The 20593-nt window shown below is 62.3% G+C and carries 19 protein-coding genes, 2 tRNA genes and 1 pseudogene; 18 read left to right on the forward strand and 4 right to left on the reverse strand.

All coding sequences use genetic code 11. The features are described 5' to 3' along the window. Positions 1 to 78: 78 nt before the first annotated feature. From WA904_RS13275 to WA904_RS13290, 4 genes are all read left to right on the forward strand, one after another. The gene (locus WA904_RS13275) at positions 79 to 858 is read left to right on the forward strand and encodes an oxepin-CoA hydrolase, alternative type (protein ID WP_425197602.1); all 780 of its coding nucleotides are present in this window, start codon (positions 79 to 81) and stop codon (positions 856 to 858) included. Positions 859 to 988: 130 nt separating this feature from the next. Then, complete coding sequence (locus WA904_RS13280) at positions 989 to 1714, forward strand: Crp/Fnr family transcriptional regulator (RefSeq protein ID WP_341911277.1); 726 nt, start codon at positions 989 to 991, stop codon at positions 1712 to 1714. A 4-nt stretch (positions 1715 to 1718) separates the two neighbouring features. Continuing rightward, positions 1719 to 2816, forward strand: a complete 1098-nt coding sequence (locus WA904_RS13285) for a phosphotransferase (protein ID WP_425197603.1) — start codon at positions 1719 to 1721, stop codon at positions 2814 to 2816. Positions 2817 to 2944: 128 nt separating this feature from the next. Further along, the gene (locus WA904_RS13290) at positions 2945 to 4204 is read left to right on the forward strand and encodes an acyl-CoA dehydrogenase family protein (protein ID WP_425197604.1); all 1260 of its coding nucleotides are present in this window, start codon (positions 2945 to 2947) and stop codon (positions 4202 to 4204) included. A gap of 100 nt (positions 4205 to 4304) precedes the next feature. On the opposite strand, the gene WA904_RS13295 is transcribed toward WA904_RS13290, so the two are convergent. Further along, positions 4305 to 4988, reverse strand: a complete 684-nt coding sequence (locus tag WA904_RS13295; protein WP_425197605.1) for a hypothetical protein — start codon at positions 4986 to 4988, stop codon at positions 4305 to 4307. 56 nt (positions 4989 to 5044) lie between these two features. Here WA904_RS13295 and WA904_RS13300 point away from each other — a divergent pair. The 4 genes and pseudogenes from WA904_RS13300 to WA904_RS13315 all read left to right on the forward strand — a co-directional run bounded on the left by WA904_RS13300 (position 5045) and on the right by WA904_RS13315 (position 6548). After that, positions 5045 to 5750: pseudogene (locus WA904_RS13300) on the forward strand (glutathione S-transferase N-terminal domain-containing protein). Between the two features lie 85 nt (positions 5751 to 5835). After that, positions 5836 to 5912 (forward strand) — tRNA-Pro (locus WA904_RS13305). Positions 5913 to 5985: 73 nt separating this feature from the next. Next, a tRNA-Arg gene (locus tag WA904_RS13310) sits at positions 5986 to 6062 on the forward strand. A gap of 99 nt (positions 6063 to 6161) precedes the next feature. Continuing rightward, a complete protein-coding gene (locus tag WA904_RS13315) occupies positions 6162 to 6548 on the forward strand; it encodes a DUF488 domain-containing protein (RefSeq protein ID WP_425197606.1) in 387 nt (128 codons plus the stop codon). Between the two features lie 53 nt (positions 6549 to 6601). Here WA904_RS13315 and boxB read toward each other — a convergent pair whose 3' ends face one another. From boxB to WA904_RS13330, 3 genes are all read right to left on the reverse strand, one after another. Then, on the reverse strand, positions 6602 to 8026 hold the full coding sequence (boxB, locus tag WA904_RS13320; RefSeq protein WP_425197607.1) for a benzoyl-CoA 2,3-epoxidase subunit BoxB: 1425 nt from the start codon (positions 8024 to 8026) through the stop codon (positions 6602 to 6604). A 118-nt stretch (positions 8027 to 8144) separates the two neighbouring features. After that, a complete protein-coding gene (gene boxC / locus WA904_RS13325; protein WP_425197608.1) occupies positions 8145 to 9848 on the reverse strand; it encodes a 2,3-epoxybenzoyl-CoA dihydrolase in 1704 nt (567 codons plus the stop codon). Positions 9849 to 9874: 26 nt separating this feature from the next. Continuing rightward, complete coding sequence (locus WA904_RS13330) at positions 9875 to 10753, reverse strand: helix-turn-helix transcriptional regulator (RefSeq protein ID WP_425197609.1); 879 nt, start codon at positions 10751 to 10753, stop codon at positions 9875 to 9877. A 114-nt stretch (positions 10754 to 10867) separates the two neighbouring features. Here WA904_RS13330 and WA904_RS13335 point away from each other — a divergent pair, with 114 nt between their 5' ends. The 10 genes from WA904_RS13335 to WA904_RS13380 all read left to right on the forward strand — a co-directional run bounded on the left by WA904_RS13335 (position 10868) and on the right by WA904_RS13380 (position 20583). Further along, positions 10868 to 11356 (forward strand): flavodoxin domain-containing protein, encoded by a 489-nt coding sequence (locus WA904_RS13335; RefSeq protein WP_425197610.1) that lies wholly within the window; start codon positions 10868 to 10870, stop codon positions 11354 to 11356. Positions 11357 to 11437: 81 nt separating this feature from the next. After that, on the forward strand, positions 11438 to 13039 hold the full coding sequence (locus WA904_RS13340) for a benzoate-CoA ligase family protein (protein WP_425197611.1): 1602 nt from the start codon (positions 11438 to 11440) through the stop codon (positions 13037 to 13039). Positions 13040 to 13162: 123 nt separating this feature from the next. Next, on the forward strand, positions 13163 to 14362 hold the full coding sequence (locus WA904_RS13345) for an ABC transporter substrate-binding protein (protein ID WP_425197612.1): 1200 nt from the start codon (positions 13163 to 13165) through the stop codon (positions 14360 to 14362). Between the two features lie 203 nt (positions 14363 to 14565). Next, positions 14566 to 15192: a LysE family translocator gene (locus WA904_RS13350; RefSeq protein ID WP_425197613.1), complete on the forward strand. Its 627-nt coding sequence runs from the start codon at positions 14566 to 14568 to the stop codon at positions 15190 to 15192. A gap of 9 nt (positions 15193 to 15201) precedes the next feature. Next, positions 15202 to 16065 (forward strand): branched-chain amino acid ABC transporter permease, encoded by an 864-nt coding sequence (locus WA904_RS13355; RefSeq protein ID WP_425197614.1) that lies wholly within the window; start codon positions 15202 to 15204, stop codon positions 16063 to 16065. Between the two features lie 142 nt (positions 16066 to 16207). Next, the gene (locus WA904_RS13360) at positions 16208 to 17224 is read left to right on the forward strand and encodes a branched-chain amino acid ABC transporter permease (protein ID WP_425197615.1); all 1017 of its coding nucleotides are present in this window, start codon (positions 16208 to 16210) and stop codon (positions 17222 to 17224) included. Then, positions 17217 to 17966 carry an ABC transporter ATP-binding protein gene (locus WA904_RS13365; protein ID WP_425197616.1) on the forward strand — a complete coding sequence of 250 codons (750 nt, stop codon included), beginning with the start codon at positions 17217 to 17219 and terminating at the stop codon, positions 17964 to 17966. The genes WA904_RS13360 and WA904_RS13365 overlap by 8 nt, the downstream gene beginning before the upstream one ends. Next, positions 17966 to 18679 (forward strand): ABC transporter ATP-binding protein, encoded by a 714-nt coding sequence (locus tag WA904_RS13370; protein WP_425197617.1) that lies wholly within the window; start codon positions 17966 to 17968, stop codon positions 18677 to 18679. Before WA904_RS13365 ends, WA904_RS13370 begins: the two co-directional genes overlap by 1 nt. Before the next feature lie 327 nt (positions 18680 to 19006). Beyond that, positions 19007 to 20149 carry an ABC transporter substrate-binding protein gene (locus WA904_RS13375; RefSeq protein WP_425197618.1) on the forward strand — a complete coding sequence of 381 codons (1143 nt, stop codon included), beginning with the start codon at positions 19007 to 19009 and terminating at the stop codon, positions 20147 to 20149. Positions 20150 to 20292: 143 nt separating this feature from the next. After that, entirely contained in the window at positions 20293 to 20583 is a 291-nt protein-coding gene (locus WA904_RS13380; protein ID WP_425197619.1) for a hypothetical protein, read from the forward strand. Positions 20584 to 20593 lie beyond the last annotated feature (10 nt).

Genomic DNA, 20593 nt, shown 5'->3' on the forward strand with positions numbered 1-20593 from the left:
AGCCAGTTCCGCGGCGCCCACTTGCACGGGGATTTATTCCCTGCCTCTTCCCCATTTCGCTGGATTGGAAAAACTGACATGGCAGGCGCAATCAAAAGTACCAGTGAGGGCCAGACCCTTGTCCTGACGATCAGCAATCCCGAATTCAGGAACGCGCTCGGGCCGGAGATTTATGCCCAGGGTGTGGAAGCGCTGAACGCCGCCGAAAACAATCCTGAGATCCGCAGCGTGGTCATCACTGGTGAAGGCGCCAACTTTTGCGCCGGGGGCAACCTGCGCCGCCTGCAGGGCAACCGGGAGCTGCCGGCCGACGTGCAGGCCCAGAGCATCAACAGCCTGCACAGCTGGATCGATTCGATACGCACTTTTCCAAAGCCGGTGATTGCAGCCGTCGAAGGCGCCGCCGCCGGTGCCGGGTTTTCGCTGGCACTTGCCTGCGATTTCGTGGTTGCGGCCGAAAATGCCGTGTTTGTGATGGCCTACAGCAGTGTGGCCCTGTCGCCGGACGGTGGCGGCAGCTGGGCGCTCAGCCGTGCCCTGCCCCGCGCCCTGGTCACCGAACTACTCATGTGCGGCGAACGCATAGGCTCCCCGCGGCTGCATGCCTTGGGCCTGGTCAACCGCAGTGTGACTGCCGGTGACGCGCTCCACGAAGCACTCAAACTGGCCGATACGCTCAACGCGCGTGCACCCAATACACTGGCCAGCATCAAGGAGCTCATCAACGACGCGCAGGCCAATACCCTGAGCCAGCAAATGGACGCCGAACGCGCGCATTTCGTGCGCAACCTGCATCACCCCAATGGCGGCGAAGGTATCGCGGCGTTTCTCGACAAGCGCCCTCCCGCCTACGAGTGAAGCAGGCGGCACGCGCCGCGGCTGCCTCCGGCCATGGCCTGAGCCAGGACACCGATGCGACAGCCGGACGCGCGCCAGGCCGTCGCTGGCGCGACAATAGAAGTCTTGTGAGTCACTCAAAAGACAGGCTATGGACGATCCCATTCTTACGATAGACGAAAGAGAGGCCATCAACGGTGGCCGATGGTTTTCATCCCTATCTCCTTCACTCAGGCACGACATACTCCGATGCGCTTACGTCCAACGTTTCAAGGACGGCGAACTGATCGCCGCCCGCGGCGATCCGCCGGAGCAATGGATTGCCTGCGCCAAGGGTGCGGTGCGGGTGAGCTCGACCTCCATCTCGGGCAAGCAGATCACGCTGACCTATGTGGAACCCGGCATCTGGTTTGGCGACGTGGCGATCTTCGACGGCGACCGGCGCACGCACGACGCCTATGCGCATGGCGACACCACCATTCTTTGCGTGGCCAAGGCCGACTTCAAAAAAATCCTGGCCGCCCACGTGGAACTGTACGAAGCCATGCTGCGCCTGCATGCGCGCCGTATCCGCCAGCTTTACGGCCTGGTGGAAGACCTCAACACCCTGCCGCTGCGCGCACGGCTGGCCAAGCAGCTGCTGCACCTGGTGCGCAGTTATGGCGTGAGCAGCCTCAGCGATGGCCGCGAAGTGCGCATCGGCCTGCAGCTCGCGCAGGAAGAGCTGGCCCAGTTGCTGGGCGCCTCGCGCCAGCGCGTGAACCAGGAACTCAAGGCCATGGAGCGCGAGGATGCGATCCGCATCGAGCCGGGCGGCCTGGTGGTGCGCAACCGCGAAGCCTTGATGCGTATCTCTGAAGCTGATCTGGAAAAGTGAAACGATGAGCAATTTTGACCATTTCCTGGGCACCCGCGAGGTCTCGGCCCAGCACGCTTTTGATGTCGTGGCGCTGAGTGCCTACCTCGAGAAAAACCTGCCGGGTTTTGCGGGACCGCTGAGCGTGGAAATGTTCAAGGGCGGCCAGTCCAACCCCACCTACAAGCTGCTCACGCCGTCACGCGCTTACGTGATGCGCGCCAAGCCGGGACCAGTGGCGAAGCTGCTGCCTTCGGCGCATGCGGTGGAACGCGAATTCAAGGTCATGAGCGGCCTGCAGGGCACCGACGTGCCGGTGGCAAAAATGGATTGCCTGTGCGAAGACGAGGCCGTGATCGGCCGTGCCTTCTACGTGATGGAATTTGTCGAAGGCCGCGTGCTCTGGGACCAGGCCTTGCCGGGAATGACGAATGCCCAGCGCGGCGATATCTACCGGGAGATGAACCGCGTCATTGCCGCACTGCACAAGGTGAAGTTCGCCGAACGGGGCCTGGCCGACTATGGCAAACCGGGCAATTATTTCGAACGCCAGATCGGTCGCTGGAGCAAGCAGTACACCGCCTCCATCACCCAGCCCATCCCCGAGATGGACGCGCTCATGAAGTGGCTGCCCGGGAACATTCCGGCGAGTGCCCGCGATGAAAGCATGGTCTCCATCGTGCACGGCGACTTTCGCCTCGACAACCTGATGTTCCACCCGACCGAGCCGCGCGTGCTGGCCGTGCTGGACTGGGAGCTCTCGACCCTGGGCCACCCGCTGGCCGACTTCAGCTACCACTGCATGGCCTGGCACATACCGCCGGGCGCCTTCCGCGGCATAGGCGGGCTCGATGTGGCCAGTCTGGGCATTCCGCTGGAGTCCGATTACATCCGCCTGTACTGCGAACGCACCGGCTTTGCCAGCCCCGAACAGATCAAGGCCGACTGGAATTTCTACCTCGCCTACAACCTGTTCAGGCTGGCAGCGATTTTGCAGGGCATAGCCAAACGGGTCGAGGCCGGCACCGCGGCCAGCGCCCAGGCCGTCGCCTCGGCCAAGGGTGCCCCTGCGCTGGCACGCATGGCTTGGGACTTTGCACAAAAAAGCCAGATGCAGACATGACCCCCACGCTTGTCGCTTCGCGTACTGCGCTGCCCCTGTCACCACGCAAAGGGGCTAATTTTCCTTGGGGCGGCCCGGCGGAAAATTGGTTACCCAGCTAACGAAAACGATCACTCAAGGAGATATCCATGGATTTCAACTACACCCCCAAGGTACAGGAACTGCAGGCCCGCCTGCTCAAGTTCATGGACCAGCATATCTACCCGAACGAAGCGCGTTTCTTCCGCGAGATTGCCGAAAACCGCGCCAGGGGCAACGCCTGGATTCCTACCACCCTCATCGAGGAACTCAAACCCAAGGCCCGTGCCGCAGGCCTGTGGAACCTGTTCTTGCCCCATTCCTCACGGGCACCCGAAGGCCTGTCCAACCTTGAATACGCGCCGCTGTGCGAAATCATGGGCCGCGTGGTGTTTGCTGCCGAGGTATTCAACTGTTCAGCGCCCGATACCGGCAACATGGAAACCATCGAGCGTTACGGCTCGGAAGCCAACAAGGACCGCTGGCTCGAACCCCTGCTCAAGGGCGAGATCCGCTCGGCCTTCCTGATGACCGAGCCTGAAGTGGCCTCGTCCGATGCGACCAACATCCAGTGCAGCATCGTGCGCGACGGCAACGACTATGTGCTCAATGGCCTGAAGTGGTGGTCGTCCGGTGCCGGTGACCCGCGCTGTGCGATTTACATCGTCATGGGCAAGACCAACCCGGAAGCCGGCCGCCACGAGCAGCAGTCCATGGTCCTGGTGCCGGCCAACACGCCCGGCATCACCGTGGTCCGGCCGCTGAATGTTTTCGGCTACGACGACGCACCGCACGGCCACATGGAAGTGCGCCTGACCAATGTACGCGTGCCCGTGAGCAACATGCTGCTTGGCGAAGGCCGCGGCTTCGAAATCGCCCAGGGCCGCCTCGGCCCCGGGCGCATCCACCACTGCATGCGCAGCATAGGTATTGCCGAGCGCGCGCTCGAACTGATGTGCAAGCGCCTGAACACGCGCGTCGCCTTTGGCAAGCCCATCGCAAGCCAGTCGGTCTGGCATGAGCGCATTGCCGAAGCGCGCTGCATGATCGACCAGGCCCGCCTGCTGACGCTCAAGGCCGCTTACATGATGGACACCGTCGGCAACAAGGTTGCCAAGGCCGAAATCGCCATGATCAAGGTCGTGGCGCCCAACATGGCCTGCCAGATCATCGACTGGGCCATCCAGGCGCATGGCGGTGGCGGCGTGTCGGACGACTTCCCGCTGGCCTATGCCTACGCGCACCAGCGCACCCTGCGCCTGGCCGACGGCCCCGACGAAGTGCACCGTGCTTCGTTGGCCAAGCTGGAACTGGCCAAACACCTGGCGATGCCCCGCGAAGTCGAGATGCCGATCACGCGCGGCAGCTGAAACGACGCACCGAACAGAAGCGGCGGGTCGCCGGGTCGCTATTAAAAGAGTAGCTGGTGGCGCCCGTCCCTGCTGGGCTTGAGCCTGATTTGTCTTGAAACTACAGGGGAATGTCGGTGGACAGGCCAGCCAGCGCCGCATCACACGCACTGGTGTACACAATGGCCGCATGCTGCAGCGTGGCGATGGTGGGCGGGCTGTACTGCATGCGCAGGTAGGCCTTGCCACGCAGCAGCATCAGGATGAATGGCGTTGTCGGATCCGGGCCGGGCTCGGGCCAGTGCAGCAGCATTTCCGCCAGGTTGTTGTCCACCCAGGCCAGCGCGTTGTCACGCCGGTCAGCCAGCACCGCATAACGCTCCCAGAATTCGGGCACCACGCTGCTCCAGCCAAACTCCTCGTACATCGCGAGCCAGCGCATTTCCTCCGGTAGTCCAGGGGCAGCTGTGGTCTGCAGTGTGTCCGTATAAATGGCGTAGGCGCGCTTTTCCAGAGACTCCTTGAGCGGCCGGTTCATGATCAGCACCGCTGCATCTTCATTGATGCCCAGTGCGGCACGTGCACGCAATTCCTCACCCACGATGTAGTCGCGTGATGCCGCCCCGCTTTCGAGTTTCCAGGGTTTGCCGCGCACCTTGCCGGTCAATACAAAACCGGCCCCCTTGCCCTGGCTGGAGTAACTGAAGCCATGCGTGCCCGCCCACTCCGACACCGCATCGGGAGGCACTGCTTGCGGCAGTTGCGTCTCGCTTCGTGCAAAGACTTTTTTCAGGCGATCAAACATGGTTCCAGGATTTCTCTTAAAGTCCAGCAAACATCATATGTTGAAAAGGAAGCGCGATGATCAAGGTTTATTCGTGGCCCACGCCGAACGGCCACAAGGTGCACATCCATGCTGGAAGAGTGCGGCTTGCGCCTGGGGCACGACTGGGAAGCCATTGCAGTCAACATCGGCGCCGGAGACCAGTTCAAGCCCGAGTTCCTGGCGATCAGTCCGAACAACAAGATCCCCGCCCTGGTGGACCCTGTGGGCCCGGACGGCCAGCCCATCGCCCTGTTCGAATCCGGTGCCATCTTGCTCTACCTTGCGGCCAAAAACGGGAAGTTTTTGCCCGGTACCGACCGGCTCAAGTTCCAGACGCTGCAGTGGCTGATGTTTCAGATGGGCGGCGTCGGACCCATGATCGGACAGGCCCACCACTTCCGCCAGTACGCGCCGGAAAAAATCGAATACGCCATCGACCGCTACACCAACGAAACCAGGCGCCTCTACGGCGTGATGGACAGGCAGTTGGGCACAAGCAAATTCATTGCCTGCGATGAATACACGATTGCCGACATCGCCATCTTCCCCTGGCTGCGCAACTGGGAAAACCACGGCATCGATTGGGCTGACTACTCGCACCTGAAAAAATGGTTTGACCTGGTGGGCGCGCGTCCGGCCGTGCAGCGCGGCGCCAGGGTGCTGGCCGACCTGCGCCGCCCCATCACCGACGACAGGGCACGCGACATCCTGTTCGGCAAAACGCAGTACCTGAAGCGCTAAATCGGAGCACCAATATCCGTAGCCCCTGAAATAATTCCAGGGAGCCGGAAACACCTGACTCTTCGGGCTATAATCTTGGACTTGTCGGAGTGTGGCGCAGTCTGGTAGCGCACCTGGTTTGGGACCAGGGGGTCCAAGGTTCGAATCCTTGTACTCCGACCATGAAATCATCCAAAAAAGCCCGCTTCTGTGGGCTTTTTTCGCATCTGCGTTTACATTCGCCGTATCCGCATTTCTGCCCGTAGCTCAGTTGGATAGAGCATCAGCCTTCTAAGCTGAGGGTCGGGGGTTCGATCCCCTCCGGGCAGACCACTGAGTGGGGCCGTTGAGGTCAACACCACACCACGACCGTCCGTCATCCCGCCAAAACCGTTCAGAATGGCGTCAAACGTCGATGCTGAAAGGATTCTCATGGCAATAAAAATTGTGAAGCTGGGTACACCCCGTAGTCAGGGAGAAGGCCTGCGTATAGGCACGGTACGGCGGCCGCCGCGCGGTGTACCCAAGACGGAATTTGCGTCGCAGGACTGGTACGACGTCTGGTACCCCAACCTCGCACCCGGCGTGGAAACCATGAAACTGGGCCAGTCGGTGGAAACCGACAAGGATTGGGCCGCCTTCAGCAGGAAGTACCGCTCCGAAATGGCAGAAGCCGACGCCAGCCGGAACCTCGACTTGCTGGCTGCGCTCTCACATCAAACCAGTTTCGCGATGGGTTGCTACTGCGAGAACGAGGCACGCTGCCACCGTTCGCTGCTGCGGGAGCTGCTCAAGGAACGCGGCGCCCTGATCGGCTGACACATCAAAAAACCCCGTAACGCATGCGCGTTCGGGGCTTTTTGCATTCAGGCTCAAAGTTTGACGTATTCGTACTCGACGGCATTGGCATTGATGCCGCGGTCCGGTGGCGCGATCCAGCCGGCCATCTTGCCCGGCTCGGTCACGCGCTGCATCAGGCTGTGGATGAAGGTCTTGTCTTCGTCGGTCGGCAGCCAGACGTCCTTTTTTGCTTCAAATTCAGTGGCGCTGATCGGGTTGCCCTGCGGATCGGTGTGGGCGGCCGACCAGGCGCCGACGCTGCGGCGAAAACGTGAATTGGGCAGGCTCAGTTCGAAGTCCACAGCGGCGCGCTTGATGGCCATGTTCCAGCGTGTCACGCCGACATTGCAGTCCTTCACGTATTCCAGGCGGGTGATCTCGTTCATGCCGTTGCGCGTGGAAATGGTTTCGTTCTTCAAACCGCCCTTGCCATCCGGCACCTGGATGGTCATTTCGGTTTCGAGCTCGACGTGGTCGGCGAACCTGGCTTCATCGGGCCGGCCCTTGATGCCGTTGCTGAAGTAGTTGGCCGCGTTCGATGAGGCTTCCGAGCCGAACAGGTCCAGCGAGGAGGTGAACCAGAAGTTCATGAATTTCTGGACGGTCGGCAAGTCGATCACGCCGGCCTTGCGCAGGGTATCGACGTTGTCGGTGTCCAGCTCCTTCATGACTTCCAGCGTGCGCTTGATGACGCGGCCGATGCCGGTCTCGCCGACAAACATGTGGTGGGCTTCCTCGGTCAACATGAAACGCGTGGTGCGCGCCAGCGGGTCAAAGGCGCTTTCGGCGAAGCTCTTGAGCTGGAACTTGCCGTCGCGGTCGGTGAAATAGGTGAACATGAAAAAGCTCAGCCAGTTGTCCATGGGCTCGTTGAAGGTGCCCAGGATGCGCGGCTTGTCGGCGTCGCCGCTGTGGCGGGTCAGCAGCTCTTCGGCTTCCTCGCGGCCGTCGCGGCCAAAGTGCGCGTGCAGCAGGTAGACCATGGCCCAGAGGTGCCGGCCCTCTTCGACATTGACCTGGAACAGGTTGCGCAGGTCGTACAGGCTGGGGGCGGTGTGGCCCAGCAGGCGTTGCTGCTCGACGGACGCCGGCTCGGTGTCGCCCTGGGTCACGATCAGTCGGCGGAAGGCGCTGCGGTACTCGCCGGGCACTTCCTGCCAGACATCCTGGCCCATGTGGTCGCCAAAACCGATCTTGCGGTTTTCTTCCTTGTCCGCCAGAAAGATGCCCCAGCGGTAATCGGGCATGGGCGTATAGCCGTAGCTGGCCCAGCCGGAAGCGTCCACGCCGACGGCGGTGCGCAGGTACACCTCTTTGGCGTTGAAGTCGCTCGGGCCCATTTCATCCCACCAGCTCATGAAGGCCGGCTGCCAGTGCTCGAGGGCGCGCTGCAACTGGCGGTTCTCGCCGAGGTTGACGTTGTTGGGGATCAGGGCTTGCAGGTCAATGGTGCTCATGTCGTTCTTCCATCAGGTAAGTATGTTTACCAAGGCCAGTGGCCGCCGCGGAACCGGCTCTGCCGGGCCGCTGGTGGCCGCCTCCTTGGGGGAGGCGCCGCAGGCGCTTCGGGGGGAATCAGATTCTTTTCCAGTCAAATTTCGCTTTTTTTCCGGTGCCAAAAAGTTTCAGGGCACCGTCCTCGCCCACCGCATTCGGGCGGATGAAAATCCAGTTCTGCCAGGCCGACAGGCGGCCAAAAATGCGTGTTTCCATGGTTTCCTTGCCAGGGAAACGCAACGACGCTTCCATGCCGGTCATCGCGTCGGGCGACATGGATGCGCGTTCTTCCAGCGTGATGCGGATCTCGTCATCCCAGTCGATGTCGTCCGGGCTCAGGGTCACCAGGCCGAGTTCGAGCGCCTGGTCGGCGCGCAGCTTGCTGTCGCCGAGCTTTTCAAGCTGCTTGATGGTGACGGTGTCCTCGCAGAAACGGGTTTGCAGCCGCGTCAAGCCATTGACGGCGGGGAACCAGCCAAAGTTGGCGGAGCTCAATTGCAGCGTGGGTGCGGCATCGGGCGAATCCGGCAGGTCCAGCATGTAGATGCGGTCGCAGGCCAGCGCCAGTTCATAAAAGGTCCCGGCGAAACACGAGCCGGCATCCACCAGCGCAATCAGCGAGCGGCTGGTCACGTCGATGCGGGCCAGGGTGCGACGCAATGCACCCGTGGTTTCCTTCACCAGCCAGTGGTCCTTGAGTTTGGCCAGCACCTCGTCCATGCGGATGATTTGCCCCGCGTCGCCTTGCGTCCTGATGACCCAGGTGCCGACTTCCAGCTCGTTGGTGCGCAGGTTCAGGATGGTGTCGTCCAGTTCCCGCTGCAGCTTGAGCGGGTACCAGCTGGCGCCGGCCGCCTCGATGGCTTGCGGCGTGGATTCAATGGCGACAGCAGGTGCCTTGACCGTGATGGTTGCAATGCGGTTGCCGCGGTCCACCTGCGCATCAACCACGCTGTAGTGGTAACCGGCATCGTCGACGACCACCTTGAGGGGCGTCAGTTCAATGCCTTTTGAGGCTGCAGCCCTTGTGGATTGGGCGCGGAGCGCTTCTATTTCAGTAGCAAGCAAGGCACTGAACTGCTGCGGCTTGGCGCAGGCGTCAATCAGCTTCCAGTCTTTCGCGCGGTCGGCGCGCACACCTTCGCTGGTGGTGCAGAAGATGTCGGCCAGGTCGCGGCGCACCTTGCGCTTGTCGGTCACGCGGGTCAGGCCGCCGGTGCCGGGCAACACGCCGAGCAGCGGCACTTCGGGCAGGCTCACGGTACTCGCGCGGTCGTCCACCATCACGATGCGGTCGCAGGCCAGGGCCAGCTCATAGCCGCCGCCGGCGCAGGCGCCGGTGACAGCGGCGATGGCTTTCAGGCCGTCATGGCGCGAGGAATCTTCCAGGCCGTTACGGGTTTCATTGGTGAACTTGCAGAAGTTGACCTTCCAGCCGTGCGTGGACAGGCCCAGCATGTAGATGTTGGCGCCCGAACACCAGATCTTTTCCTTGCCGGATTCGAACACCACCACCTTGACGGCCGGATGCTCAAAACGGATGCGGTTGATGGCGTCGTGCAGCTCGATGTCCACGCCCAGGTCGTAGCTGTTGAGCTTGAGCTTGTAGCCGGGCTTGATGCCGCCGTCCTCGTTGATGTCGAGCTTGAGACGGGCCACATCACCCTCCACGTTCAGCGTCCAGTGCTGGTATTTGGTCGGGTGGGTGGCGAAGCTTACGAGCTCGCGCTCCTGGCCTTCAATCACCTGTTTGAACAACAGCGGTTCGGTCATGGCATTCATGGGGGGATATCTCCTATGTCTATGTTTCAGTTACTGGCAGCCTGCGGAACGGCGCGTTCCAGGTCTTTCAGGCTTTGCTTGAGGGTTCTTGCCGCGGTGTCCACCACCGCATCGGCACGCGCATACAAGGCTTCGCGGCTGGCCAGGATGCGGCGCAGGTCTTCCATGGCCTCGCTGGTGGCGCCGCGTGTGCTGTCGAAAGGCCGCATGTCGCCCTGCGCCACCACACGCGCCATGTGTTCTTCCGGGCTGGCCTTGAGCCAGACGCAGTAAAAGCGGCTTTGCAGCAGGTCAAAGGTTTCGCGCTCGCTGACGATGCTCCCACCAGTGGTCATGACCACGCCGTCGGCATGGTCCTCGGCAATACGGAACAGTGCGCGGCGTTCGTAGCGGCGGTAGCCGGCCTGCCCGTGCAGCAGCAAAATTTCGTTCATGCTGGTGCCGGCTTCGCGCTCGATCTCGCGGTCCAGCTCGACAAAAGGCACGCCGCGTTCGGTCGCCAGTTTCAGGCCCAGCGTTGATTTGCCGGCGCCGCGCAGGCCGATCAGCGCAATGCGCTGTTCACGGCCTTGTGTCTCGCTCAACCCGAAAGTGCTACCCAGCAGCGTGTACGCCTGGTCCAGCTGCGTGTCGTCGAGCCGGCCCAGCAGGCCATGCACGCGCGCCAGCGCCGGACGCGGCGCGTCCTGCAGCAGTTCAAGTATGGAGATGTTCAGCGCGCGGGCGGCGGCTTCCAGCGAATTGATGGAGACATTGCCCTTGCCGCTTTCCACATCGGCCAGGAAACGCTCGCTGAGGCCGGAGTCGGCGGCCAATGCCTTGCGCGTCATGCCGCGGCGGGCGCGCCAGGCACGCACCCTGGCGCCCAGTTCGGCCAGGGTGGCTTTTGCTTCAGTTTCAGACATGGCTTGCATCGGACATCACTTTTTCAAAAAGTATTTGCGCTAGATCAAGATTGCAGTATACTTCACATCAATAACGCGTCAAGCAGTTTATTGCATCTTTTTTCGGAGACCTTAATGAAACTGAAAATTCTTGTAGGCACCATGACCAGCACGGCCGACTATGTGGCGCAAGCGATCCAGATGGATTGTGCCGATCTGGTCCCGGACATTGATGTCCAGCTGATGGACGGCCTGGACATCAGCGTCTTTGACACTGCCGTCGAAGAAGATGCAATATATCTCATATGTTCTTCCACCTATGGCCAGGGGGACGTGCCGGACAACGCTCGTGCGCTGTACGACTCGCTCGACAGCCAGCCGAAGTTCCTCGGCCACGTCCGTTATGGCGTGATTGCCCTGGGCGACCGCACCTACCAGCAGACTTTTGCTTTCGGCGGCAAGAAATTCGACGAACGCCTGCAGGGGCTGGGCGCCCAGCGCATCGGCGACGTCTGGATCCACGACGCCAGCGCCGGCACGATGCCCGAGACCGAAGGCGCCGCCTGGTGCCGCGAATGGCTGGCCCTGGTGCTGAGCAGCACACCCAGCACCGAAGCCGCCTGAACTTTCATAGAGAAACAAGCCGTCAGCCCTTGCGCAGCGGGCGCAGGCGGCTATAAAAACCAGAGCATCCGGAGACTATTGATGAAACTGAGCCGCGCCGACCACAGCGTCAACCCGCCCCGCGTGGACATCCCCCGCGAGTACAACGCGGCCTACGACCTGCTCGAACGCAATGCCGGCCGCAGCGGCAAGGTCGCATTCATTGACGCCGTCAGCGGCGCCACCCTGAGCTATGGCGAACTCACGGAGCAGTCGCACCGTTTTGCCAACGCCTTGCGCGCCCAGGGCTTTGCACCCGAAAGCCGCGTCCTGCTGGCCGTGCTCGACACCGTCGAGTGGCCGGTGGCTTTTCTGGGCTGCATCCTGGCCGGTGTGGTGCCCATCGCCGCCAACACGCTGCTGACCACGCCTGACTTCGAATTCATGCTGCGCGACTCGCGTGCACAAGGCCTCATCGTCTCCAAAGCCCTGCTGCCCGCCTTTGAACCACTGTTAGGCCGGATACCGACCCTGCGCAGCGTCATCGTTGCGGGCGCCGAAGATGCAGCACCCCACGCAACCCTGGCCCAGATGGCGCGGGCGCAGACAGCTACCCAAAATGTAGCGCCCACCTGTGCCGACGAGGCCTGCTTCTGGCTGTATTCCAGCGGTTCGACCGGCACCCCCAAGGGCACGGTGCACCTGCACAGCCACCTGATCCAGACCGCCGAGCTGTATGGCCGCGGCGTGCTCGGCATCCAGGAGTCGGATGTGGTCTATTCAGCGGCCAAGCTGTTTTTTGCCTATGGCCTGGGCAACGGCCTGACCTTTCCAATGAGTGTGGGCGCCACCGCAGTGCTGCTGCCCGCGCGGCCCACCCCGGCCGACGTTTTCGGCATCTTGAAAAAGCACCAGCCCACCATCTTCTATGGCGTGCCCACGCTATACGCCGCCCTGCTGGCGGATCCGGCGCGGCCGCAGAAGCCGGAACTGAAGCTGCGCGTCTGCACCAGCGCCGGCGAGGCCCTGCCCGCCGAGATCGGCAAAAAATGGACCGCACACTACGGCTGCGAAATTCTCGACGGCATCGGCTCCACCGAGATGTTGCACATCTTCCTGAGCAACCGGCCCGGTGAAGTGCGTTACGGCAGCACCGGCAAGGCCGTGCCCGGCTACGAGCTGCGTATCGTCGGCGATGACGGCAGCGAATGCGGCACCGGCGAGATCGGCGAGCTGCAGATAAAAGGGCCCAGCTCGGCCCTGATGTACTGGAACAGCCGCGCGAAGACCAAGTCCACTTTCGCCGGCGAGTGGACACGCAGCGGCGACAAGTACACGATGGACGCCGACGGCTACTACACCTACAGCGGCCGCACCGACGACATGCTCAAGGTCGGCGGCATCTATGTCTCTCCTTTCGAAGTCGAGGCTTCCCTGATGACACATCCGTCCGTCCTCGAAGTGGCGGTGATAGGCGCGGCCGATGCCGACCAGCTGGTCAAACCCAAGGCCTTTGTGGTGCTCAAGCCCGGGCAAGCAGCTTCGGCCGACGAGCTGAAGGCGCATGTGAAGCAGCAACTGGCGCCCTACAAATACCCGCGCTGGATCGAGTTCGTCACCGAGCTGCCGAAAACAGCGACCGGCAAGATCCAGCGCTTCAAGTTGCGCCAGGCGGCTGTTCAAGCCGGCAAGCTGGCAGGGTAATTGCTTTAAACATAAACAATTCAACCTTCAATCTCGGGTTTTTCACTAGGGTTTTCGCAGCACCGCACCGTTACCATCAAAGGCTTCCGGCGCTATCCGTTCAGTCCCAACCAGGAGTTTTCCATGACCTCACGCCTTCCTTCACGTCGTTTGATCCTGAGCCAGAGTGCCGCCGTCATCGGCGCGGCTTCCACCGGCCTGCTGCTCCCTCAAGTGGTGCGGGCACAGTCCGGCAAGGTGCGCGTGGGTTTCATGCTGCCCTACACCGGCACCTTTGCGCAGCTCGGCGTGGCGATTGAAAACGGTTTCCGCCTGGCCATCGACCAGCAAGGCGGCAAGCTCGGTGGCCGCGAGATCGAATACTTCAAGGTGGACGACGAATCCGAGCCATCCAAGGGTGTTGAAAACGCCAGCAAGCTGGTGCAGCGCGACAAGGTCGATGTGCTGGTCGGTACCGTGCACTCGGGCGTGCAGATGGGCATCCAGAAAGTGGCGCGCGACTCCGGCGTGCTCAGCCTGATCCCGAACGCCGGTGTGCATGCCGCAACACGCAGCCTGTGCGCGCCCAACGTGTTCCGCACGTCATTCACCAATTCGCAGCCAACCCGCGCGCTGGGCCAGGCCATGATGGCCAAGGGCCATAAAAAAGCCGTCTGGATCACCTGGAAGTACGCAGCCGGTGACGAAGCCTTCGAAGGCTTCAAGGAGAGCTACACCAAAGCCGGCGGCACCATCATCAAGGAGCTGGGCCTGCCCTTCCCCAACGTCGAATTCCAGGCGCTGCTGACCGAAATCGCCGCACTCAAGCCCGACGCCGTGGCCTGCTTCTTCGCCGGCGGCGGCGCTGCCAAGTTCATCCGCGACTACGCTGCGGCCGGCCTGAAGGGCAAGATTCCCCTGTACGGCTCGGGCTTCCTGACCGAAGGCGTGCTCGACGCCGCGGGCCCCGCGGCCGACGGCATCATCACCACCATGCATTACAGCGACTCGCTGGACACGCCGCGCAACAAGGCCTTCCGCCTGGCTTATGCCACGGCCTTCCGCAGCCAGCCCGACGTTTATGCGGTGCAGGGCTACGACACCGGCCTGCTGCTGGTGCAGGGCGCCAATGCGGTCAAGGGCGACCTGAACAGCAAACCGGCGCTGTACAAGGCGCTCGAGTCCGCGGTGATCGACAGCCCGCGCGGCAAGTGGACCATGAGCAAGGCGCACAACCCGGTGCAGGACATCTACCTGCGCGTCGTCGAGAACAAGGAAAACAAGGTGCTCGGCGTAGCCGCCAAGGCGCTGGCCGATTCCGGTGCCGGTTGCAAAATGAGTTGAGCCCCCACGGTCGCTCGCTTCGCGTAGCTCCCTGCCCCCCGAGGGGGCCGCTGCGCCTGCGGGCCGGCGAAGCCGGACCCGCGGCCCCTGCCTGGTTTAAGAGTCCCCGGGTCGCGCGGCATATCGCTACACGCCCGGCCCCTTTTTGACCCGCCTGGTACGGCGCGTGCTTGCTGTCTTGTCGCAATGCTATCTTCCCCTCCATGACCCTCACCACCTATCTCCTCTACCTCGCGGCCGTCGCCTTGCTGATCTTCACGCCAGGCCCGACCATGCTGATGTGCATGACGACCTCGCTGAATCATGGTCCGCGCAAGGCCATGACTTCGGTGGCCGGCAGCGTCAGCGCCGTGTTGTGTGTGATGCTGCTGTCAGCCCTGGGCCTGGGTGCGCTGCTGGCAGCCTCTGAAGCCGCCTTCACGGTGGCCAAGGTGCTGGGCGCGGCTTACCTGATTTACCTTGGCGTCAAAACTTTCCGCAGTGACGCCGCCGTGCTGCGAACCGATGCAGGTGTGAGCGAGGCGCCCCGCCGTTCATTTTTTCTTCGGGGCTTCCTGGTCGGGGCGAGCAATCCCAAGGCCGTGCTCTTTTTCGCTGCCTTCTTTCCGCAGTTTCTCAATCCGGCTGCGCCTTTCGTGCCGCAGTTCGCCATCCTCTCGCTGACCTTCATGGCCTTCGAGTTCAGCGTTCTGAGCGGCTGCGCTTTGGGCGTTGCCCGCATTGCGCCACTTTTGCGCTCCAGCCGCGCCGTGCGCTGGTTCAATCGCGTTTCCGGCGGGCTGTTCACGCTCATGGGCGGGCTCCTGCTGCTCACCCGCAGGCAGGCCTGAAGCTCGGCCATGGATCTCGCCAACTTCCTCATCCAGCTGCTCAACAGCGTCCAGTACGGCCTGCTGCTGTTCATGCTGGCCGCCGGCCTGACGCTGATCTTCGGCATCATGGGCGTGGTCAACCTGGCGCACGGCAGCTTCTACATGCTGGGCGCCTACCTCGCCTGGTCGCTCAGTGCCTATTTCGGCAGCCTCACGCTGGCCATACTCGGCGGCGCGGCGCTGTCGGCCATTTTCGGGCTGGCACTCGAATGGCTGCTGTTTCGCCACTTCTACCAGCGTGATCACCTCGACCAGGTGCTGCTGACTTTCGGCCTGATCTACATCTTCGAGGAGCTGCGTTCCATCCTCTGGGGCGACGACGTGCATGGAGTGGCCATTCCCGAACTGCTCAGCGCCTTGATTCCGCTGACTGACAACCTGTCCTACCCGGTCTACCGCCTCTTCATGTCCGGTGTCTGTATCGCCCTGGCCGTGGGCCTGTACATCCTGATCTCCAAAACCCGGCTCGGCATGAAAATCCGCGCCGGTGCCTTCAACCGCGACATGGCCGGTGCGCTGGGCATCAACATCAAGCTGATCCATGCGGTGGTGTTCGCACTCGGCGTCACGCTGGCCGCCGTGGCCGGCATGATTGCCGCCCCGATTGCCAGCGTCTATCCCAACATGGGCTCGCAGGTATTGATCATGTGTTTTGTGGTGGTGGTCATAGGCGGCATCGGCTCCGTGCGCGGCGCCCTCATTTCCGCCCTGCTGGTCGGGCTGGTTGATACCTTCGGCAAGGTGCTGCTGCCGCAGGTGGCCGGCATGCTGGTTTACATGTTGATGGCGGCCGTTCTTTTGTGGAAGCCTGAAGGCCTGTTTAAACAATGAAACTCAACACGAACAGCGTAAGGGTTCATGCATCTCCCCGCATGCTCAAGCAGGGGCCGCGGGTCCGGCTTTGCCGGCCCGCAGGCGCAGCGGCCCCCTCGGGGGGCAGCGCAATACACGAAGTGACAAGCGTGGGGGCGCAATGATGAAAGCCAATCTCGAAGTCCTGCCGCGCGGCGTGCAGGTGGCGCTGGCGCTCGGGCTGGTCGCCCTGGTCGCGTTTCCGTTCACCGGCACCGATTTCTATGTGCAGATGGTCACCCGCATGATGATCATGGCGATTTTTGCGATGAGCCTGGACCTGTTGCTGGGCGTCACCGGCCTGGTCTCGCTGGGCCATGCGGCCTACTTCGGCCTGGCCGGTTATGCGCTGGCTTTCCTGATGCCGCAAGGCGAGGCGGTCAGCATATGGTGGACGCTGCCGCTGGCCGTGCTGGCCTCCGGGCTGGGCGCGCTCATCATCGGATTTTTCGTGGTACGCACGCACGGCATCTACTTCATCATGGTGACCATGGCCTTTGCGCAGATGGTCTTCTTCCTGTTTTTCGACAACAAGGTGCTGGGCGGCTCCGACGGCCTGTACATCAACTTCAAACCCGATGTCGCCTTGTTCGGCTGGGTACCGGCCGCATGGTGGGACCTCGAGAACAAACGCACGTTGTATTACTTCACGCTGGCTGTGCTGCTGCTCGTCTACGTCTTCCTGCGCCGCCTGCTGTGGAGCCCGTTCGGTCGTGCGCTGGCCGGCATACGTGTCAACGAACACCGCATGCGCGCCATGGGTTTCGGCACTTTCCGCTACAAGCTCACGGCCTTCACGCTGGCCGGCGCACTGGCCGGCCTGGCCGGTTACCTGTGGGGCACGCAAACCGGCTACATCAACCCCGAACTCATGGGTTTTCACATGAGCGCGCACGCCATCATGATGGTCATCCTCGGCGGCATGGGCAATTTCGCCGGTGCCATCGTCGGCGCCTTCGCGTTCGAATACCTGCTGCATGTCTTCAAGGACCTGCCACAGGTCGGCAGCGTCAATCTCGGCAAACACTGGCAGTTGTGGATGGGCCTGTTCATTGTGCTGCTGGTCACCTTTGCACCGCGCGGCATCCTCGGGCTGGTCGAGCGCTTTGGCAAACGCAGGGGAGCTGGCAATGAGTGAAATACTCCTTTCAGCAAGAAACCTGACCAAACGTTTCGGCGGCCTGGCTGCTGTCAATGACGTTTCGCTGGACCTGCTGCGCAACCACATCCACGCCGTCATCGGCCCCAACGGCGCCGGCAAGTCCACGCTGACCAACCTGCTGTCGGGCGACCTGCCGCCGACCTCGGGTTCGGTCCAATTGGGCGACCAGGATGTCACCGGCTGGAACCCCGAGAAAATCTCGCGCCAGGGTCTGGGTCGCAGTTACCAGAAAACCAACATCTTCCTGCCCTTTTCTGTGTGGGACAACGTGCGCCTGGCCGCTCAGTCGCGCCAGCCGCATGCCGCGCGCTGGCTCAGCCGTGCTACTGATTTTGCAGCTATCAATGCCCGTGCAGAAAGGGCTATCGAGCTCTCCGGCCTTGAAAATCGGAAGAACGCCATCGCTGGAACCATCAGCCACGGCGAGCAGCGCCAGCTGGAGATCGCCATGACGCTGGCGACCGAGCCGCAGGTGCTGCTGCTCGACGAACCGCTGGCCGGCATGGGCGTGGCGGAAGCGGAGCGCATGGTCGCCCTGCTGCTCAAGCTCAAGGCCGACCACGGCATCCTGCTGGTCGAACACGACATGGACGCCGTCTTCACGCTCGCCGACCAGTTGACCGTCATGGTCAACGGCCAGGTGATCGCCACCGGCACTCCTGCAGAAATACGCGCCGATGCCGGTGTGCAGGCTGCCTATCTGGGGGAAGAAAACTGATGGCCGAGCTGCTGATCGATGCCAAAGGCATCCACACCTACTACGGCGCCAGCCACATCCTGCGCGGCGTCAATTTTTCCGTCGCGCGCGGTGAAACCATAGGCCTGATGGGCCGCAACGGCATGGGCAAAAGCACCCTGCTCAAAAGCATCATGGGCCTGGTCAAGCCACGTTCGGGCACGGTGGACATCATTGGCAAGCCGATGGCGGGCCGCGCGCCCTATGAAATTTCCCAGCTCGGCATTGCCTACGTGCCCGAAGGCCGCGGCATCTTCGGCAACCTCAGCGTGGTCGAAAACCTCAAGATGGCGGCGCGCGCCGGCACCCGCGGACAACGAGACTGGACCTACGAACGCGTGCTGGAGACCTTCCCGCGCCTGAAGGAGCGCCTGGGCCACGGCGGCCAGCAGCTCAGCGGCGGCGAGCAGCAGATGCTGACCATCGGCCGCGCGCTCATGACCAACCCCGACGTGCTGATCCTCGACGAGGCCACCGAAGGCCTGGCACCCCTGATCGCCCGCGAGATCTGGCGCATCTGCGGCGTGATCCGCGAAAGCGGCATCAGCAGCGTGATCGTCGACAAGAACTGGAAACACGTCACCCAGATCACCGACCGCAACATCATCCTGGTCAAGGGCGAAGTGGTGTTTGAAGGCAGCTCGGCCGAGCTGCATGCGCGGCCTGAACTCCTGACCCAATACCTGGGCGTTTGACAGCGCGGCCGTCCCTGCCCGTGATCGGCGCCAGCAGTGGACCACTTGCCTTGCCGCCTGCAGGCGCGGGAAACCGGGCGTTTCAAGCCGCGTCCCTGCAACCCCACCGCTTAACAAGCTTGCAGGGTTTTGAAACATCGAAACATCCCAGGGGAACCGGGTTGGCACGTCCTCCAGGTCGGCTGATGGTAAAAAAGTCACAATTTCAGGCTGATTTTTCGCATCATCATGCTAATTCATGGGAAAGCTATCTAAACTACCCACGCTTGCCTGTATTTCCCCTGTATTGCCTCTCGATCCAAAACTAACGTATTAGCGGAGCCCCTCATGAAACGTCGCCAATTTATCGCATCCGGTACCGCACTGGGCGTGACTTCGCTTTTTTCCTCCAGAATTTCGCATGCTGTTGCGAATCCAAATGCCTGGCTTATCGGCAGCACCGCCGCCATGACCGGGCCGCTTGGCGCGTTTGGCCTGGAAAACCAGAAAGGTGTGAAAGCAGCGCTGGCGCAAATCAACGCCAAGGGAGGCATCCACGACCGTCCCCTTCAAATGGAGGTCCTGGACGATGCTTACGTGCCCGCGCGCAGCGTGGAAAACATCAAGCAACTGGCGGCCAACCCGGCCATTGTGGGCCTGATGTCCTGCCTCGGAACCGCCAACAATGCCGCCATCACGCCCCTGATTGAATCCGCGGGCCTGGTCCATCTGGCACCGCTCACCGGTGCCAGCAGCCTGCGCACCAGCGGATTGCGCAACGTGTTTCACATTCGCGCCAGCTACAGCGATGAAATTGAGCGGCTGGTGCAGAACGTCGCCTCCATGGGCATCAAGAACCCGGCCCTCGTCTACGCCGACAACGCCTACGGCAAGGAAGTCGCCGCAGAAATGATGGCGCTGCTGAAAAAAGCCGGCATCAATGTGCTGGGCCCGTTCGCGTTGTCCGTGGACGGAAAAAATACCGATGCCGTGGCAGCACAAACCGTGGCGTCCATTCCTTCTGCCGTGGTACTGGCCACCACGGGCGCCGCCACCACCGGGCTCGTGGCCGCCTTGCGCAAGGTTTCGCCAAGCATGCCCATCGCGGGCATCAGCCCCTCCCTGACGCAAGAAGGCGTCCGCCAGCTGGGCACCAGCGCCCGCGGTGTAGCCATCACGATGGTGTTTCCCGAGCCCAACCGCTCCAAACACCAGATCATCCGCGAATACCAGGGCGCGATGCGCGCCACCGGCGAAGAGCGCTTCACCACAGGCAGCCTGGAGGGTTATATCAACACGCGGGTCATGGCCGAAGCCCTTCAGCGTAGCGGCCGTGCGACCGACCGGGAAAAACTGCGCCAGGCCGTCGCCGGCATCCGTAATTTCGACCTTGGCGGTTTCCAGATCGATTACAGCGGCACCACCGCGCGTGTCGGCTCCCGCTATGTCGACCTGGGCATCCTGTCGGGTGACGGCAGGATCATGTCCTAGGAGCCTCTGTGCCGGCCGCCAGCGCGTTACGAACCGGTCCCCAGCGGCCTTCGGCTCGGCGCACCTCAAAGTTCCTTAACTTTGGAAGCCGCCGGCCGGCCTTGGGAGCCCCTGTTCTGGCCTCTTCCCGAAAGCGTGTGCTCTTGGCCGTGGACGTACTGGACGAGCTGGTTGCAGACCTCGTCAGGAAAAATGCGGCCAAGGTCCCTTCCGACTTCCTCGACTGGGTGGCCGACGAAATGACGCCCCGCCTTGAAAACATCACCCTCGCGTACTTTGCGGACCCTGGTCGGCGCAGCACAAGCACTGACCGGGACACCCGGGACTGGGTCGCCAGCGTTTGCCTGCCGCTGCTGGAGAGAAAAATCAAAGGCTTGGACCCTCTTACAGGCGGGCACTGGCGGGAGACGAGTTCCGTCGCAGACACCCACTGAAGGGCGCAGG

The organism is Polaromonas sp. (assembly GCF_049790275.1).
In the GTDB taxonomy this organism is placed as follows: domain Bacteria; phylum Pseudomonadota; class Gammaproteobacteria; order Burkholderiales; family Burkholderiaceae_C; genus Polaromonas.

What these genes read in the sequence shown, in the direction of transcription:
- WA904_RS13370 (WP_425197617.1), top strand. Translation starts at nt 17,966, where the DNA reads ATGGCCGAGCTGCTGATCGATGCCAAAGGCATCCACACCTACTACGGC.
- WA904_RS13350 (WP_425197613.1), top strand. Translation starts at nt 14,566, where the DNA reads ATGACCCTCACCACCTATCTCCTCTACCTCGCGGCCGTCGCCTTGCTG.
- boxC (WP_425197608.1), bottom strand. Translation starts at nt 9,848, where the DNA reads ATGAATGCCATGACCGAACCGCTGTTGTTCAAACAGGTGATTGAAGGC.
- WA904_RS13360 (WP_425197615.1), top strand. Translation starts at nt 16,208, where the DNA reads ATGATGAAAGCCAATCTCGAAGTCCTGCCGCGCGGCGTGCAGGTGGCG.
- WA904_RS13375 (WP_425197618.1), top strand. Translation starts at nt 19,007, where the DNA reads ATGAAACGTCGCCAATTTATCGCATCCGGTACCGCACTGGGCGTGACT.
- boxB (WP_425197607.1), bottom strand. Translation starts at nt 8,026, where the DNA reads ATGAGCACCATTGACCTGCAAGCCCTGATCCCCAACAACGTCAACCTC.
- WA904_RS13280 (WP_341911277.1), top strand. Translation starts at nt 989, where the DNA reads ATGGACGATCCCATTCTTACGATAGACGAAAGAGAGGCCATCAACGGT.
- WA904_RS13365 (WP_425197616.1), top strand. Translation starts at nt 17,217, where the DNA reads ATGAGTGAAATACTCCTTTCAGCAAGAAACCTGACCAAACGTTTCGGC.
- WA904_RS13275 (WP_425197602.1), top strand. Translation starts at nt 79, where the DNA reads ATGGCAGGCGCAATCAAAAGTACCAGTGAGGGCCAGACCCTTGTCCTG.
- WA904_RS13285 (WP_425197603.1), top strand. Translation starts at nt 1,719, where the DNA reads ATGAGCAATTTTGACCATTTCCTGGGCACCCGCGAGGTCTCGGCCCAG.
- WA904_RS13295 (WP_425197605.1), bottom strand. Translation starts at nt 4,988, where the DNA reads ATGTTTGATCGCCTGAAAAAAGTCTTTGCACGAAGCGAGACGCAACTG.
- WA904_RS13315 (WP_425197606.1), top strand. Translation starts at nt 6,162, where the DNA reads ATGGCAATAAAAATTGTGAAGCTGGGTACACCCCGTAGTCAGGGAGAA.
- WA904_RS13340 (WP_425197611.1), top strand. Translation starts at nt 11,438, where the DNA reads ATGAAACTGAGCCGCGCCGACCACAGCGTCAACCCGCCCCGCGTGGAC.
- WA904_RS13355 (WP_425197614.1), top strand. Translation starts at nt 15,202, where the DNA reads ATGGATCTCGCCAACTTCCTCATCCAGCTGCTCAACAGCGTCCAGTAC.
- WA904_RS13335 (WP_425197610.1), top strand. Translation starts at nt 10,868, where the DNA reads ATGAAACTGAAAATTCTTGTAGGCACCATGACCAGCACGGCCGACTAT.
- WA904_RS13330 (WP_425197609.1), bottom strand. Translation starts at nt 10,753, where the DNA reads ATGTCTGAAACTGAAGCAAAAGCCACCCTGGCCGAACTGGGCGCCAGG.
- WA904_RS13290 (WP_425197604.1), top strand. Translation starts at nt 2,945, where the DNA reads ATGGATTTCAACTACACCCCCAAGGTACAGGAACTGCAGGCCCGCCTG.
- WA904_RS13345 (WP_425197612.1), top strand. Translation starts at nt 13,163, where the DNA reads ATGACCTCACGCCTTCCTTCACGTCGTTTGATCCTGAGCCAGAGTGCC.